Genomic DNA, 14,562 nt, shown 5'->3' on the forward strand with positions numbered 1-14,562 from the left:
TCCATGATCGACCTGGGACTGTCGAAGATCGCCATCATCGGTGTGGTGGCGCTGATCGTGATCGGCCCTGAAAAGCTGCCGAAGGTGGCGCGCATGGCCGGCACCCTGTATGGCCGCGCCCAGCGCTACCTGCAGGACGTCAAATCCGAGGTCAGCCGCGAAATCCAGCTCGACGAATTGCGCAACCTGCACAAGGAAGTGGCGGACAGCGCGGCCGAGTTCCAGTCCGACGTCGAGCACCACATGTCGGGAGCCATGAACGACGTCAAGTCGGCCTGGCAGGGCGATATCCAGCCGACCATCGCCACCCCGGCGGCGCCATCGGCCACGCTCGACGACCTCGAGCGCAAGGCGCGCGACTTCCGCCGCAAGAAGCTGGTGCGTTCGTCGGCCATCCCCGCCTGGTACAAGCACCGCCACGGCGGCAAGACCCGCGTCCTGTCGGGCGCCGCGCGCGTGCGCAAGTTCCGGCCGGGCGTGAAATCCTCCAACCGTTCCTTTTTCTAGATGACGACCGAAGAAGCGCCAGTCGAAGAAACCTTCATCTCCCACCTCGTCGAGCTGCGCGACCGCCTGGTCAAGGCCATTATCGGCGTGGCGCTGGTCTGCATCGCCTTGATGATCTGGCCGGGGCCGAAGGAGGTCTACGATTTCCTCGCCGAGCCGATGCTGCAGTCGCTGCCGCCGGGTGCGAAGATGATCGCCACCGGCGTCGTCTCGCCCTTCCTGGTGCCGATGAAGGTGACCCTGATGGTGGCGCTGATCATCGCGCTGCCCTGGGTGTTCTACCAGGTCTGGGCCTTTGTCGCGCCCGGCCTGTACGCCCACGAAAAGCGCCTGGTGCTGCCGCTGGTGATCTCGTCCTCGCTGCTGTTCATCGGCGGCGTGGCCTTCTGCTACTTCCTCGTGTTCGGCCGCGTGTTCCACTTCATTGCGGAATTCGCGCCCTCGACGATTGCGGTGATGCCGGACATCGAGAACTACCTCGATTTCGTGATGTCGATGTGCCTCGCTTTTGGCGCCACCTTCGAGGTGCCGGTGGTGGTGGTGATCCTGGTGCGCATGGGCATCGTCAGCATCGAGAAGCTGAAGTCGATCCGCCCCTACATGATCGTCGGCGCCTTCGTGATCGCGGCCATCGTCACGCCGCCGGACGTGGTCAGCCAGCTGGCCCTGGCCATTCCGATGTGCCTGCTGTTCGAGCTGGGCCTGCTGGTGGCGCCGATGTTCGTGCGCCTGACGCAGGCGCCGGAAGAGGCATAAGCCAGGGAGCAGCAAAACAAGAAACCGGAGCGCGCTCCGGTTTTTTTTACGCCTGACACCTTACCTGGCCGGCTTCGCCTTCCCGCCGCGGATGTGCGCCAGCACCTCCTGCTCGCGCCCGGCCGCCACCAGTTGCGCCGGCGTCTGCCCATCGAACGCCTCCAGCGGCGCATCCATCCAGGTACTGGCCGCCTCGTCCTTGCCGAGTATGCCCTTCATCTCGTGCATGACCGCATAGTAGGTCTGCGCCTTGCGCGACTGCGCATCGAAGCGCGCACGCAGCGCGTCCATCGCGTCGGGAGTGATCTGTCCGTCGTTACCCATGCCGATTAACTCCCAATAAAACGTCATCATACCGTTCGCTAAAACAACGGAGGTCAAGTCTGCCATCCAGACACGGCCTCTGCTGTATTCCACTGCTGACCGTCATGAATGGCTGAGCTCGTGTCACGATGGCAGACTTGACCCCCGTTGTAAAAATGCTTGACCCTGACGCAGCGTCAGGCTTTATCGTTATGTGCAATCGGACAACATTACGGAGAGCACGATGCTGCTGAAGATCGGCCAACTGGCCAGGCAAACCGGCCTGACCGTGCGCACGCTGCACCACTACGACGCCATCGGGCTGCTGCACCCGAGCGGGCGGGCGGACAACGGCTACCGCCTGTACAACCGCGCCGACATCGCGCGCCTGCACCAGGTCCAGGCCCTGCGCCGCCTGGGGCTCAGCCTGGAGGAAGCGGGCGCGCTGCTGGCCGGCGAACAGGCCGACATCGGCGCCATCGTCGCCCAGCAGATCGCCCAGCTGAACAGCCAGATCGAGAACGCGACCCTGCTGCGCGACCGCCTGCAGCGCCTGCAGGAGGATTTCGTGGCGGCGGCCGAGCCCGACCTGGAGGAATGGCTGGCCACGCTGGAACTGATGGCGATCTTCGACGAGCACCTGACGCCCGAGGAAACGGCGCGCTGGCGCACGCACGCGCAGAGCAGCCGCGCCGACGAAGGGCGGGCCTGGAAAGCGCTGGCCGAACACATTCACGAACTGATCCGCACAAAGGTGCCGCCCGATGCGCCGCAGGCCCAAGACAGCGCGCGGCGCTGGATGGCGCTGGTCGATCCGCACCTGAAGCGCAGCCCGCAATTGATGCTGAAGATGGACGCCCTCTACCGCGACCAGCCCGACTTGCAGGCCGCCGCCGGGATGGACCACCTGCTGTTCGCGTACGTCGGCGAGGCCGCCGCCCACTACCGCCTCGGTCTGTACGCGCGCCACCTGACCCCGGAGCAGCTGGCGGCCATGCGCGAGGGCTTCCTGCGCCATCCGAACGGCGTCTGGGTGGCATTCTGCCGCGACCTGGGCGCGCTGATGGAAGCAGGCGTGGCGCCGGATGACCCGGCAGTGCAGGCGCTGTGCCTGTGCTGGCATCAGTTGTTCGAAGAGTGCTACGGCAGCGACCCGGACGTCAAGGCACGCATCCTGCACGCCCAGGCCAACGATCCGCAACTGATGCTGGGCAGCGTCTGGGACACGCCGCTGCGCGCCTACCTGGATGCCGGCCTGGCCCATCTCGATGCACAGGAAACCAGCGCGCAGGAGGCCAGCCATGTCTGAACGCGATCCGAACCCGGGCGCCCTGTGGCGCAACACGAACTTCCGCTGGCTGTTCGGCGGCGGCGTCATCTCGCTGCTGGGCGACCAGTTCACGCTGATCGCCTTGCCCTGGCTGGTCCTGAAACTGAGCGGCGACCCGCTGGCGCTGGGCGGCGTGCTGGCGGCGATCGGTGCGCCGCGCGCCATCTTCATGCTGGTCGGCGGCGCGATTGTCGACCGCAGCTCGCCGCGCCGCATCCTGCTGCTCACCAAATACGCCAACGCCGCCCTGATCGGCCTGCTCGGCGCGCTGGTGCTGGCGCAGCGGGTCGATATGGCGCTGGTCTACGTGCTGGCGGCCGCGATCGGTGTCTGCAGCGCCTTTGCCTACCCGGCCGGCAGCGCGCTGCTGCCCGGCGTGCTGGAACCGGCGCTGCTGGCGCCGGCCAACGGCATCCTGATGGGCATGCGCCAGGTGGCGATGCTGCTCGGCCCGCTGCTGGCCGGCGTGGTGATCGCAGCTGGCGGCGACGTCGGTGGCGGCATCGCCGATGCGCGCGGCCTCGGCATCGCCCTGCTGCTCGATGCAGTCAGCTACCTGCTGTCGGCCGCTACGCTGGCGCGCGTGCGGCCGCTGGCGCAGACGCCCCCGGCCGCCAACAAGCCGCCGCTGCTGGCCAGCCTGAAAGCCGGTCTGTGCTACTGCTGGGACGATGCCACGCTGCGCGCCTGCTTCATTTACTGGAGTGCGATGGCGCTGTTTGTCTCCGGTCCGCTGCAGATCGCCATGCCGCTGCTGGCCGAGCGCCTGGGCGGCGCCGGCACCTACGGCAGTTTGATGGCCGCGCATGGCGCCGGCGTGCTGGCCGGGATGCTGCTCTCAAACGTACGCCCAGGCCTGCGCATCGCCAACTTCGGCACCACGCTGCTGGTGGCCGACGGCGTGGTGGGATTGCTGTTCATCGCCATGGCCGGCGTGGCGGGCGTCTGGCAGGGCGTCGGCTTGCTGGTGGCGCTGGGCGTCGTCGGCGGCTACTTGCAGGTAGCGGTGATGTCCTGGCTGCAGCGCCGCATCAGCCTCGACATGCTGGGCCGCGCGATGGCCCTGCTGATGTTCCTGTTCATGGGCCTGGCGCCGCTGTCGGCAGCGCTGAGCGGCTGGCTGGTCGGCATGGTCGGGCTGGGCGCGATCTTTGCCGGGGCGGGCGTGGCGATGCTGGTGGTGGTGCTGTTCGGGTATGCGGCGACGCCGATCAGGCACCTGAGCGAAACCTGACGGTTCGCAGTCCCGGTGGCGTGGATTGCGCTGCCGGGAGCGTATCTGCCGGAGGCTAGTACGGAGTATCGGAACCGATATCCCTGGCCTGCAGCTTGCCTTTCGGGTGTGCTCTCAACTGTAGCGCCACCTGTTGATCGATGGTCTGTTTCCAGTCCCGCCCCAGCTTCTTCACGATGGCGTCGTTCATCACGGCGTTGTAAGCGCCAACGTAGGCCTCCTGTTGCGAAGCATTCGGGATGACGTCGTTGCACAGGTCAGCCATGGCTGTAATACCCGATGTCCTGTATAGCGCCTTCCGGATTTCGTAAGCCCGGATATGTCCATCCGCCGGAACGGGAAAGATGCAGACCGGCAGATAGAACTTCAGGCTGCCGGCTTTCAGGTCCGATGCCGCGGCTGATTGTCCGCGCGATCGATGTTCAGGCAGATTGCGTCCGTCATGCACCCAGACGACAGTGTGCGCCTGGGCCGGTTGCATGATCTGTTCATCCACGCCGATGTGCTGTTGCGCTGGAGGGCGATACCAGGCCGAAGCGTTGTGCGTGGCACATGCCGAGAGCAGAAGCACGAGATAGCGTCGTGAAATCATTGTTCGTTATTCCTGCCCTGCCGGTTCCGGGAACGTCGGCCCGCCGGGATGGCTGATATAGATGCGGCGTCGGCTCATCGATATCAAGACGGGTCGAGCTTGAAGCGGCACTGGCGTATACCAGGAAAGTGCGGATGCAGTCAGCCGGGATCAGCCGCCAATTCCCAAGCCGGCCGCGTGGCCAGCCGGGCTCTCACATACGCCAGCCATTGGTCGTTTTCGTCGACCTTTCCGTCCACGGTCTCGATCTTCTCGAAGCTGCGCCATGTTGCCGGTGAGCCCTGGAACACGAGGTAGCTTTCGCCCAGTATGAAGCTGGGCGCGATGATGCAGTCGCTTTCGTTGATGGTGCGGCCACCGCCGTGCTTCCAGAACACCGGCGCCGTGTGGTGGTCGAAGCTCGTATCCTTGTGGTTGCCGCTCGCCGTGCCACCCATCAGCGTGAAGCTTCCCTGTTCCGGCCCGGCCAGGCGCTGCTGCACGACGAAGCGATACTCGACTGCGGATGTTCCGGCAGGCGTGGCGCTGACGGCCATCGCCACCGTCACATCCCTTGCCCGGGCGATCTGTTCATCCACGCTGATCAGCTGCTGTGGCAGAGGACCATAGCAGGCCGATGCATCGTGGAGGGTGAATGCGCAGAGCAGGGCAATCAGGCTGCGCGTCACGCGCTTACGCATCCTTGCGCTTGAAGAACTTGGCCAGCCCCGCCACCAGCCCGAAGCCCGCGATCAGGGCAATCTTGGCAAACTTCGCCAGGAAGGCCGCGATCACCGCGAACAGCCCGAGCTTCTTGGCCGCGACACCGGTCACGAGCGCCGCGATCCCGTATTCCGCCACCTTGTCGGTGCCGGCGTTGAAGTCGGCGTAGGTCTTGCCGGTGTTGAAGCTGGTCTGGGTCAGCAGGGTCTGCACGAAGGGTTTGTTCTGCGGCAGTGACTCCAGCCCGGAGACCAGGTTCATCGACAAATAGCCTTCGCGGCCCAGCACATAGGTGTTGTAGTTGACGCCGTGCTCTTCGTTGGCGGCGCCCTTGTCTTTGCTTTCGATGGCCCAGACCAGGCGGTGCGTGGTCTTGTCATAGGTGGGCTTCTGGCTCCAGCCGACGATTTCCATGTCGGGCATGCCACGTGCCTGGCGTTCCTTGTTGCCTTCCTCGGTGCCTTCCTTGATGCCGGTGAGTAGTTCGTCGGCGTTCCAGTCGGCCGCCTCGTCGTCCTTGATGTAGCCGGCGTCGATGTAGCGCGGCACCACGAAGCTGTCGCCCTCGGGCGGCAGGATCACGCCGAGGCGGCTCGGGTCTTCGCCGTTGCCCATGGCTTTCAGCAGCTGGTCGGCCTGCGGCTGGGGAATGAAGGAATAGCCTGCGGGGAGTTGCAGCCTGGCCTGCTTGCCGAGCGGGATCTCGGCTGGGCCGGACTGCATGGCCGCCTGCACGGCCGCGCTGGCCGCTTTCATTTCCGCTTCCGGGTCGATCTTGCCGGGCTGCGCATGGGCGCTGGCAAAGGCAGACGAAACGAGCAATGCGCCGGCGGCGCGCGTGGTCCATGCAGTGTTCATGCGTTCCTCAGTAAGGTGCTTGATGTGCTGCTATTTTAAGCGCGGCAACCGTCGTCAATACTCTCCAATTGTTGCTATTTCGAAATCGAAAATCAACGCAGCCGGGGTCAGTTGGACTTGACCCCGGCTATCGGTTCAGAAGCGGAAGTTGGCGCGCGCGTAGTAGTAGCCGCCGTTGATACCGATCGGCGAGAACGAGGGGTAGATCGTCACCGCCGCGTTGTCCAGGTTTTCGCGCTGGATGCGCAGCACTTCCGGGTTGATGCCGCTGGGGTACTTGTTGAACAGGTTGTTCGCGCCCACCGCCAGCGTCCACGCGTTGCTCAGGCGGTAGCTCACTTCGAGGTCGGTCACGGCCAGGACGCCGATCTCGGTCTTGAAGTAGTTCGCGCCACCGTCGGGCGACTGCATCTCCGACGACTTGCCGTAGATCGCCTCGCGCAGGTTCACGGTCCAGGCGCCGATCTTCCACAGGGCGCCCAGGTTCACGCGCATCTTCGGCGAGGCCGTTTCGATGTCCGAGATCGCCGTGGCGTCGAGCAGCACCTGCGGGCGCAGCTGCGTGGGCGCCTGGTTGATCTTGGTGACCTCGACCTTGTTGTAGTTGGCGGCCGCCGACCAGTCGACGCGCCCGTAGTTGCCGTAGTTGCTGCTCTGGGTGGCGACGAATTCCAGGCCGCGGCTGCGCGTGTCGATGGCGTTCGAGAAGATGTTGATGCCGGTTTCGACCACGGTCGGATCGAGCACGTTGCCGTTGGCGAGGATGGCCGCCGTCACCGCCGGCGAATTCACCGCGCCGCCCGAGCCGTACAGCGAACCGCTGCCGACGATGCGGTCGCGGATCTTGATCTGGTAGGCGTCGAGGGTGAGCGTGACGCCCGGCGCCGGGTTCAGCACCAGGCCGGCCGAGAGGTTGGTCGAGGCTTCGGGTTTCAGGCCATCGATGCCGACCAGGCGCGCCCCCGGGGAATTCGGCGCCAGCTGCACAAACGCGCTGCGCGGCGAGACGTTGGTGGCCGAATAATAGGACTCGGCCAGGGTCGGCGCGCGGAAGCCGTTGCTGAAGGTGCCGCGCAGCGCGAACGCCGGCGAGAAGTCGTAGCGCGAGGTCAGCTTGCCGACCTTGGCGTTGCCGAAGTCGCTGAAGTGCTCGTAGCGGCCGGCTAGGTCGACCGTCCATCCCGCCAGCGGCTGCGAGGAGAAGTTGATGTACACGGCTTCGTTGTCGCGGTCATGCTTGCCGGCGTCGGTGAGCAGGAAGCCCGGGTAGGACTGCGAGCCTTCCTTGTAGCGCGAGGCCGGGTCGCCGGCCACGATCTCGTAGGTGTCGCGGCGCTGCTCCAGGCCCAGCGCCACGTTCAGCGGCGTGGCCCAGCCGATGGCGAACTCGCGGGAGATGTCGAGGTTGTTGGTCCACTGGCTGGCGCGGAATTCGCCGGCGTCGAACCGGGTCGGCGAAAAACCGGTGTCGTTGAACAGCGAGACATTCACCGAATTGTCCACGCCGAGCCGGGTCACGTCCTTGCCGTAGGTGCTGGACAAATCCCAGCGCCAGGCGCCGATGCTGCCCTTGATGCCGGCGGTGAGCGCGTAGTCGGTTTCGTCGAAGGTCTCGAAGGGGCTGAAGCCGAGCGGGTAGACGGCCGGGATGCGGTTCGGCATGCGGTAATTCTCGTAGGCGCGAGCCGTCTTCTCGCCATAGGTGGCAAAGCTGTAGAAGCTGGTGTTCGCACCGAGGTCGAAGCCGAAGTTCAGGGCGCCCACGTGCTGGCGGTACTGGGCGTCGCCCTGGATGCGGTTCAGGTCCGGGTAGCCCGGCTGCAGCAGCTGGGGCTGGGCCGCGAGCGTGGCCGGGTCGATCACGCGCGGGTCGATGCCGCCGCGGTTGCTGAAGCCGTGGTACTTGGTTTCCGCCGTCAGGCTCAGGTAGGCGGTATCGAAGGGCGACAGGCCGAGATTCGCGCTGGCGTTGCCGGTACGGCCGCCGCCGTCATAGTAGCCGCCGCCGTTGATGTTGCCGCTGCCGCCGCTGGGATTCGACTTCAGGATGATGTTGATCACGCCGGCGATGGCATCGGTACCATATTGCGCGGCGGCGCCGTCCTGCAGCACCTCGACGTGGTCGATCGCGCCCAGCGGGATGTAGTTCAGGTCGGCCGCGGCGCCGCCCTGGAAGTCGCCGGCCAGCACGGCCAGGTTGGCGGTGCCGTGGCGGCGCTTGCCGTTCACCAGCACCAGCGTGTTGTTCGGGCTCAGGCCGCGCAGGCGCGCCGACAGCGTCATCGCCGCCATGTCGGAACCGAAGGCCTGGATCGTGAACGAGGGCAGGTTCTGGCCCAGGGCCTGGCGCAGGTCGGCCTGGCCGGTGCGGTTCAGCGAGGCGGCGTCGAGCACCTGGATCGGCGAGGCGCTGTTCTCGACCTTCAGGCCCGAGGCGCGGGTGCCGGTGACGATCACCACGCCCGTGGTCACCGGCCCGGCCTCCGGCTCGGGCAGGGGCGCCGGCACGTCGGCCATGGCGACCTGGGTCGGTTGCGTTTCCTGCGCCGGCGCCAGGCCGGAGTAGAGCATGAGGACGGCGGCGGCGCCTTTGGTGAGTTTGGCCTTGAGCATGGTGATCCCTGTTGTGGTGGATGCGGGTTGTGGAGCGTGCTGTCTTATTTTTTTGCGGCGACGACTTCGATCTCGACCAGCCAGCCGGGGTTGCTCAGCGCCGCCACCTGGACCACGGCGCGCGCCGGCAGGTTCGGTTGGGCGCCGCCGAAGAACTGGGTATAGCCCTCCATGAAGCCGGCAACGTCGCCCTTGCCGCCGCGCGCCGGATCGCCCACCAGGAAGACCTGCATCTTGACCACGTCGCCCATGCCCAGGCCCATGCCGGCCAGGATCTCCCTGATCTTGTTCAGGACCCCCACCGTCTGCTGCTTCGTGTTGCCGAAGGCGGCCAGCGAATCGCCCGGCGCGCTCTTGTCGACCACCGGCGGCACCTGGCCGCTGATGAAGTGGATGGTGGCGTTCGGCGGCAGCGTCACCGCCTGGGCGATCGGGAAGTCCGAGCCGGGGATCTTGTGGCGCACGATGTCCTGGGCGGCGGCCGGCAGCGCGGCGCCGAGCAGGGCGAGGAGAAGGGGGAGCGAACCTGGTTTCATGGAGTTTCCTGGTGGGTGGGGATCAGTGTTTCTCAGTGCTTCTCAGTGCTTGTTAGCGAGACGCCCGCTGCCGGCCTTGGCCGCCTGCAGCGCCGTGCGCAGGGCCGCAACCTCGGCGTCCGGCACCGGCGGCGCCGCATTGCCCCAGCTGGAACGGGCATAGGTCAGCACGCGGGCGATGTCGGCGTCGGTCAGGCTGGCGCTGAAGTCCGGCATGCCGCCGCGGCCCTTGAGCAGGACGGTAGCGGCGTCGGGCGCCGGTCCCTGGAGCAGGGCATTCCCGGCCAGCGCGGGAAAGGCGCCGGGGATGCCCTTGCCGCTGGCCTGGTGGCAGGCCGCGCAGTTCTTCAGGTACAGGGCCTTGCCCTCTGGCTCCTGGGCGGCGGCGGGTTGCAGCGATGCGGCGGCGACTACGCCGAAAATGAAGATTCGGAAGTTCATGCCTGGGCCCTCGCGTGGAGACGTTCGATCTGCTGCCATGCCGATTCGATGGCGCCGGCCTGCCAGCCGGTGAGGTAGCTCAGGTGCTCGCCGGCCAGCAGGATCCGGCCTTCGCCCTCGTGCAGGACCGGGTAGGCCGCCTTGCGGCTTTCCGGGGTCCACTCGGCCCAGCCGCCCAGGTTGTACTGGACGCGGTGCCAGGCCACCGAAAAGGCGCTCTCGAACGAGGAACGGTAGGCGGGAAAGATGCGCTGGCCGGCGGCCAGGGCGAATTCGGCGCGCTCGGGCGGCGTCATGGCGCTGACCTCGATCGCGTCGAGCATGTAGTTGTAGTAGCCGAGCAGCACGCCCTTCTTCGACTGCCACTGCGAGGACGGCACCGAGATCGTGTTGATGCCTTTCAGGTCGGTCAGCACATGGCCGCCGTAGATGCCGTCGTCCTCTTCCCAGAAGCGGCGCCGCATCTGCAGCCCGATCTTCCCGACCGGCATATACGCCACCGCCTTCACCGCTTCCTGCAGGCGCGGCGAAAAGCCGGTGTCCACATGGCGCAGCACCGACAGCGGCAGGGTGCACAGGCAGTAGTCGGCGCCCAGTTCGGCGAGCTTGCCGCTGGCCTTGTCCTTGACAGTCACCGTGACCCCGGCGCCGTCCTGGCGGATACGCTGGACCTCGGCGCCGTAGCGGATGCGGCGCCCAACGCGGCTCTCGAAGGCGCGCGCGATGCGGTCCATCCCGCCCACCGGCTGGAACATCGTGTTCTGCATCGGGAAATCCTGCACCGCGCTGTAGACCTTGCCGATCTTCGAGGCCAGCAGCTCGCCGAAGCCGAGCGGGTCCGAGGCTTCGCCGGCGCCGGGCACCATGCCGGCGCCCGGATTGACCTTGAAGCCGCGCCCGCTGCGGCCCTTGTAGCGCAGGTCGCCGGCGTCGAGGTGTCCCTCGTTGGCGAGGTAGTCGAGCAGGCTGGCCTTGTCGGCGGCGCCGAGCTGGCGATCGAGCTGGCCGTCGTTCACCGACTTGGCCAGCAGCTCGGCCACGTGGCCGCGCAAATCCGACTTCACCTGGGCCGGGCGCAGGCGCTGCCCGGCCAGCGGGCCGCCGTCTTCCAGGTAGACCCAGGCCTGGTCGTTATCGTTGACCATCACCTCGAGCGGCACGCCGAACAGGCGCGTGTAGTAGAGCGTCGACTGGTGGTGCATCGGAATGCGCCAGGGGCCGTGGTTGATGTAGTGGCCGGCGTCGAAGCGGCATTCCTGCACCTCGCCGCCGAGTTCCTGCAGGCGGAAGCCCTTGCGCGCCGTCTGGCAGCGCCCGCCGGCAAAGTCGCGCGCCTCGACCACCTGCACCTCGTAGCCCAGCTTGCCCAGCTCGAAGGCGGCCGTCATGCCGGCCAGGCCCGCACCCAGGATGAGGATGCGCTTGCCCTTGCCGCTGCCGGCCAACGCCGGCGGTGCGCTGGCGCGCGAGGCGATGCCCATGCCCCATGCGTTCATCGTCGTCAGCAGCAGCGACGATCCGCCCACCGCGGCGGCCCGGTACAGGAAATCGCGCCGTGTCCATGCCTTGTTCGCTCCAGCCATGCGCCACCCCTTGCTTGTTGTCGATAAGCAACACGTAGCAAGCGCTGTGCCTGGCGTGGCGGGAAAGCGGTCCGGTTTGTACCCGAAAACAATGTCGTTTCGCCGCCTGGCGCGGCGGTACGAAAGACGTTCGAATAATGTATGTACGTCGCGCTGCGCCGGGTGTCACCCGGTGGCCCGGGAGCGGAAACAGACTTTATTTTGGCGTGCACACATTGTTTTTCGTGGGCGGCCAGCAGGCAAAGAAACGGTGGCGTACAGCTGCCCGAGGCAAATTTGATGCGCCGCACCAAATTGAGCAGGAACGCACTGCAATAGGCAATTTTTGCGGGCATGCCGCATGGCGGCACGGCATCGAGGCTTGCCGCAGACGGGTGTCAGGCGGGTGGGGCAGGGTCGCCGTCGCGCTCGATCCAGTAGCTGAACTGGCCGTAGGTGGGCGCCGTTTCCGGATGGGCGCCGAAGTACTCGTCGACCATCTGGCGATAGGCCGCGCGCCGCGAGAACACGGGGTGCATGGCGGCGTAGCGCAGCACGGCGGCGCGGATGATGCCGCGTACGGCCGCATCCGCATTCAGGCCCACCGCGCCCGATTTACTGGGACGGCCGCGCTTGATGTTGGCATTCGCGCCGCGCGTCCTGCCGGGGGCACCCGAGTTGGCGTAGTCCGGCAGCAGCGCATCGGCGTGCTGGCCGCGCTCCCAGTAGCGCCGCAGGTAACGGTAGATAGTGGGAGACGAGATGCCGTGCGCGGCCGCGCAGGCCGCCACCAGCGGGCCGCGGCGGCGTGCGTCGAACAGGGCCGGTTCCTGGCGCACCAGAGAGGCGACGACCGCCCAGGCCTGGTCGCGCAGGGCCAGGTATTTCGGCGGCAGGGCGGCGGGATCGGCGCGGACGCAATAAGGATCGCTTGCCAGCAGCCGCGCCCGCCCCTGGCCCACGTCGGACTCCAGCTGCGCCAGTGGCGCCACGTACGGCAGGGCGTCGGCCGCCTTCAGTTCATAGGTATAGGCCAGGGCCGCGGCGCTGTCGATCCAGAGGATGCGGACCGTATGCGGCCGGCTTCCGGCATACACCAGCAAATCGTTCCGCAGCAGCATACGCATCCTCCCGGCAGGTGAGCGTGTAAATATGCAATTTTCACGCCAGCATGAAACCGGGGCGCTTGTGCGGTAATGGCTCTTCGAGGATTCCGTTCTTGAAATGAAAAAAGCCGGGACCGCAGTCCCGGCAAACGCTGCATCTGACTTGCCGTATCGGCCGCGCTATGGACAGCTGCCGATGATGTAGTAGCCGGCCGCGGTCTGGGCCAGGGTGCTGGTGTAGAAGGTGTTGTACAGGCCCATGTTCTGGTTCGAGCCGTTCGCCAGCGCATAGCCGCCGCTGGCATGGGCGCGTCCCGCCTGCACGTGGGCGTAGTTGCTGGCCGTACTCGTGGTGCAGGCAAAGCCCGCGCTCGTACTGCCCATGACTGGCGCCGAGCGCGCGCTTTCCACACTGCCGTTGCCAAGCGCCGACACCTGGTAGCTGTAGCTGGCGCCGGACGCCAGGCCGCTGTCGGTGTAGCCGGTCGAGGCCAGCGCCGCGCCGTTCACCTTGCTGCCGTTGCGATAGACGTTGTAGCCGGTGGCGCCGTTCACCGCGTTCCAGGCCAGCGTGATGCTGGTCGCGGTGCTGGCGGCCACCGCCAGGTTGCCTGGAGCCGGCAGGGCAGGTGCACTGCCGACCAGGACCTGGGCGATGCTGCAGGCAGCCGAGGTGGCGCCGGCGCTGTTGGTGGCGGTGACGCTGCCGCTGTAGTAGCCGTCGGCACGGCCCGCATAGGCCTTGCTGAAACTGGCGCCGCTGCCGGCGTGGGCGTCGTTCACCGGCGTCGGGCCGTCCAGCACCACCTTGTAGCTGGCGATGGTGCCTCCGCTGGCCGCGCAGTTGACGGTGATGGCCGATCCCGACACGCGTGCGCTGCACGAGACCATGTTCGGCGCCGCCGCCTGTGCCACGCGCAGGTTGTTCCTGAACCAGAAGTCCATCACGAAGGCCGGGTAATTGACCTTGGTTGCGTCCACATAGTTGCTGTTCTGGCCGCCGGTGCCCGCGGGCCAGGCGTGGCCCATGCCGGTCACCGTGATCTCCGAGGTACGCAGCTTGCCGTTTGCATCCGTATAGGGGATGTTGCTGCCGCCGGTGGGCACCGTGGTTGCCGTGCCTTTGGTGAAGCTGCCGCCGTAGGCAAGGCGCATCGCCGCCGCGTCCAGCGGGCCGTAGCCCTGGGCCACCGTGTAGTCGTTCGTGCCCCAGATGACGCTGGCGATTTGCGTGCCGAACTGCGCGGCGTTGGAGCCGGCGAAGCTCTTGCAGTTGTTGGCCGCCGTGGTGGCGCTGTAGCCGGAGGGGGCGATGCCGATCTGGGTGGTCGAGACACCCGGCGGCGGACCGGCGTTGATGCCGATGCCGGCAAAGATGTCCGGCGCCAGGCAGCCCATCACCATGGTCTGGGCGCCGCCCGAGGACAGGCCGGTGACGTAGACCTGCTTCGGATCGATGGCGTACTGCGGGTTGCTGACGAAGCGGTTGACCAGGTCGAGCAGCACGCCGGCATGGCCGGTCGTGCGGTTGTGCGTGGTGCGGGCCCAGTCCCAGCAGTGCACGCCGTACACGTTGCCGGTGGCGTTCGGCGCCAGGATCACGGCGCCGTACTGGTCGGCCACCGCTTTCCAGTTGTAGCCCTTGTCGCCGGTGCTGTCGATAACGTCGCCGGCGGCCGTCTGCGAGCAGCCGTGCAGCACCAGCACCAGGGCGCGCTTGCCGCCCAGGCTTGGCGCGCTGGCAGGCCAGTAGTAGTAGCCGGTGAGGGCGCCGCCGTTGACGGTGTCGCTTGCCCAGGTCTGGTTGCTGCTCCAGGCGCCGGGGCCGGCCTGGACCTGGGCCTGGGCGGCTCCTGGTAGGAGCGCGGCCAATACCGCCAGCAAAGCCGCGGCCTGGCGCGTCGTACGTGAAGGGGAAAAGAGCATTCGAGCCTCCTGCGTGAGTCACTGCGATGGAACCGGGCGCGGGAGCGTGACGACGCCACCCGGCAACCGGAATCGGGAAAACACGGATCAATCAGG

14 protein-coding genes are annotated in these 14,562 nt (G+C 66.8%); 4 read left to right on the top strand and 10 right to left on the bottom strand.

Annotated features, from left to right (window positions below):
- Positions 1–3: 3 nt before the first annotated feature.
- Together tatB and tatC are read left to right on the top strand one after the other, a co-directional pair.
- The gene (tatB, locus tag QWL29_RS07305; RefSeq protein ID WP_305822229.1) at positions 4–507 is read left to right on the top strand and encodes a Sec-independent protein translocase protein TatB; all 504 of its coding nucleotides are present in this window, start codon (positions 4–6) and stop codon (positions 505–507) included.
- On the top strand, positions 508–1,263 hold the full coding sequence (gene tatC / locus QWL29_RS07310; protein ID WP_305822230.1) for a twin-arginine translocase subunit TatC: 756 nt from the start codon (positions 508–510) through the stop codon (positions 1,261–1,263). It begins immediately after the preceding gene.
- A gap of 60 nt (positions 1,264–1,323) precedes the next feature.
- Here tatC and QWL29_RS07315 read toward each other — a convergent pair whose 3' ends face one another.
- Positions 1,324–1,587, bottom strand: a complete 264-nt coding sequence (locus QWL29_RS07315) for an MbcA/ParS/Xre antitoxin family protein (protein ID WP_305822231.1) — start codon at positions 1,585–1,587, stop codon at positions 1,324–1,326.
- Positions 1,588–1,810: 223 nt separating this feature from the next.
- Here QWL29_RS07315 and QWL29_RS07320 point away from each other — a divergent pair, with 223 nt between their 5' ends.
- Together QWL29_RS07320 and QWL29_RS07325 are read left to right on the top strand one after the other, a co-directional pair.
- A complete protein-coding gene (locus tag QWL29_RS07320; protein ID WP_305822232.1) occupies positions 1,811–2,875 on the top strand; it encodes a MerR family transcriptional regulator in 1,065 nt (354 codons plus the stop codon).
- Positions 2,868–4,130, top strand: coding sequence for an MFS transporter (locus QWL29_RS07325; protein ID WP_305822233.1), 1,263 nt, complete (start codon positions 2,868–2,870; stop codon positions 4,128–4,130). The genes QWL29_RS07320 and QWL29_RS07325 overlap by 8 nt, the downstream gene beginning before the upstream one ends.
- Before the next feature lie 55 nt (positions 4,131–4,185).
- Here QWL29_RS07325 and QWL29_RS07330 read toward each other — a convergent pair whose 3' ends face one another.
- The 9 genes from QWL29_RS07330 to QWL29_RS07370 all read right to left on the bottom strand — a co-directional run bounded on the left by QWL29_RS07330 (position 4,186) and on the right by QWL29_RS07370 (position 14,466).
- Positions 4,186–4,722, bottom strand: a complete 537-nt coding sequence (locus QWL29_RS07330) for a hypothetical protein (RefSeq protein WP_305822234.1) — start codon at positions 4,720–4,722, stop codon at positions 4,186–4,188.
- Between the two features lie 140 nt (positions 4,723–4,862).
- Positions 4,863–5,390 (bottom strand): hypothetical protein, encoded by a 528-nt coding sequence (locus tag QWL29_RS07335; RefSeq protein ID WP_305822235.1) that lies wholly within the window; start codon positions 5,388–5,390, stop codon positions 4,863–4,865.
- Positions 5,391–5,394: 4 nt separating this feature from the next.
- Complete coding sequence (locus QWL29_RS07340) at positions 5,395–6,282, bottom strand: DUF2167 domain-containing protein (RefSeq protein ID WP_305822236.1); 888 nt, start codon at positions 6,280–6,282, stop codon at positions 5,395–5,397.
- A gap of 135 nt (positions 6,283–6,417) precedes the next feature.
- A complete protein-coding gene (locus QWL29_RS07345; RefSeq protein ID WP_305822237.1) occupies positions 6,418–8,895 on the bottom strand; it encodes a TonB-dependent receptor plug domain-containing protein in 2,478 nt (825 codons plus the stop codon).
- A gap of 44 nt (positions 8,896–8,939) precedes the next feature.
- Positions 8,940–9,431 (bottom strand): RidA family protein, encoded by a 492-nt coding sequence (locus QWL29_RS07350; protein ID WP_305822238.1) that lies wholly within the window; start codon positions 9,429–9,431, stop codon positions 8,940–8,942.
- A 42-nt stretch (positions 9,432–9,473) separates the two neighbouring features.
- Complete coding sequence (locus tag QWL29_RS07355; protein ID WP_305822239.1) at positions 9,474–9,872, bottom strand: c-type cytochrome; 399 nt, start codon at positions 9,870–9,872, stop codon at positions 9,474–9,476.
- On the bottom strand, positions 9,869–11,455 hold the full coding sequence (locus QWL29_RS07360) for a flavin monoamine oxidase family protein (protein ID WP_305822240.1): 1,587 nt from the start codon (positions 11,453–11,455) through the stop codon (positions 9,869–9,871). Before QWL29_RS07360 ends, QWL29_RS07355 begins: the two co-directional genes overlap by 4 nt.
- A 377-nt stretch (positions 11,456–11,832) precedes the next feature.
- On the bottom strand, positions 11,833–12,555 hold the full coding sequence (locus QWL29_RS07365; RefSeq protein ID WP_305822241.1) for a hypothetical protein: 723 nt from the start codon (positions 12,553–12,555) through the stop codon (positions 11,833–11,835).
- A 165-nt stretch (positions 12,556–12,720) separates the two neighbouring features.
- Entirely contained in the window at positions 12,721–14,466 is a 1,746-nt protein-coding gene (locus tag QWL29_RS07370) for an extracellular catalytic domain type 1 short-chain-length polyhydroxyalkanoate depolymerase (protein ID WP_305822242.1), read from the bottom strand.
- Positions 14,467–14,562: the final 96 nt, after the last annotated feature.

Source organism: Massilia brevitalea (assembly GCF_030711405.1).
Classification (GTDB): Bacteria; Pseudomonadota; Gammaproteobacteria; order Burkholderiales; family Burkholderiaceae_D; genus Telluria; species Telluria brevitalea.

Bases quoted from the DNA above. Each gene is read 5' to 3' on its own strand.
- QWL29_RS07325 (WP_305822233.1), top strand. From the start codon at position 2,868: ATGTCTGAACGCGATCCGAACCCGGGCGCCCTGTGGCGCAACACGAAC.
- tatB (WP_305822229.1), top strand. From the start codon at position 4: ATGATCGACCTGGGACTGTCGAAGATCGCCATCATCGGTGTGGTGGCG.
- QWL29_RS07370 (WP_305822242.1), bottom strand. From the start codon at position 14,466: ATGCTCTTTTCCCCTTCACGTACGACGCGCCAGGCCGCGGCTTTGCTG.
- QWL29_RS07350 (WP_305822238.1), bottom strand. From the start codon at position 9,431: ATGAAACCAGGTTCGCTCCCCCTTCTCCTCGCCCTGCTCGGCGCCGCG.
- QWL29_RS07320 (WP_305822232.1), top strand. From the start codon at position 1,811: ATGCTGCTGAAGATCGGCCAACTGGCCAGGCAAACCGGCCTGACCGTG.
- QWL29_RS07340 (WP_305822236.1), bottom strand. From the start codon at position 6,282: ATGAACACTGCATGGACCACGCGCGCCGCCGGCGCATTGCTCGTTTCG.
- tatC (WP_305822230.1), top strand. From the start codon at position 508: ATGACGACCGAAGAAGCGCCAGTCGAAGAAACCTTCATCTCCCACCTC.
- QWL29_RS07365 (WP_305822241.1), bottom strand. From the start codon at position 12,555: ATGCTGCTGCGGAACGATTTGCTGGTGTATGCCGGAAGCCGGCCGCAT.
- QWL29_RS07345 (WP_305822237.1), bottom strand. From the start codon at position 8,895: ATGCTCAAGGCCAAACTCACCAAAGGCGCCGCCGCCGTCCTCATGCTC.
- QWL29_RS07330 (WP_305822234.1), bottom strand. From the start codon at position 4,722: ATGATTTCACGACGCTATCTCGTGCTTCTGCTCTCGGCATGTGCCACG.
- QWL29_RS07360 (WP_305822240.1), bottom strand. From the start codon at position 11,455: ATGGCTGGAGCGAACAAGGCATGGACACGGCGCGATTTCCTGTACCGG.
- QWL29_RS07355 (WP_305822239.1), bottom strand. From the start codon at position 9,872: ATGAACTTCCGAATCTTCATTTTCGGCGTAGTCGCCGCCGCATCGCTG.
- QWL29_RS07315 (WP_305822231.1), bottom strand. From the start codon at position 1,587: ATGGGTAACGACGGACAGATCACTCCCGACGCGATGGACGCGCTGCGT.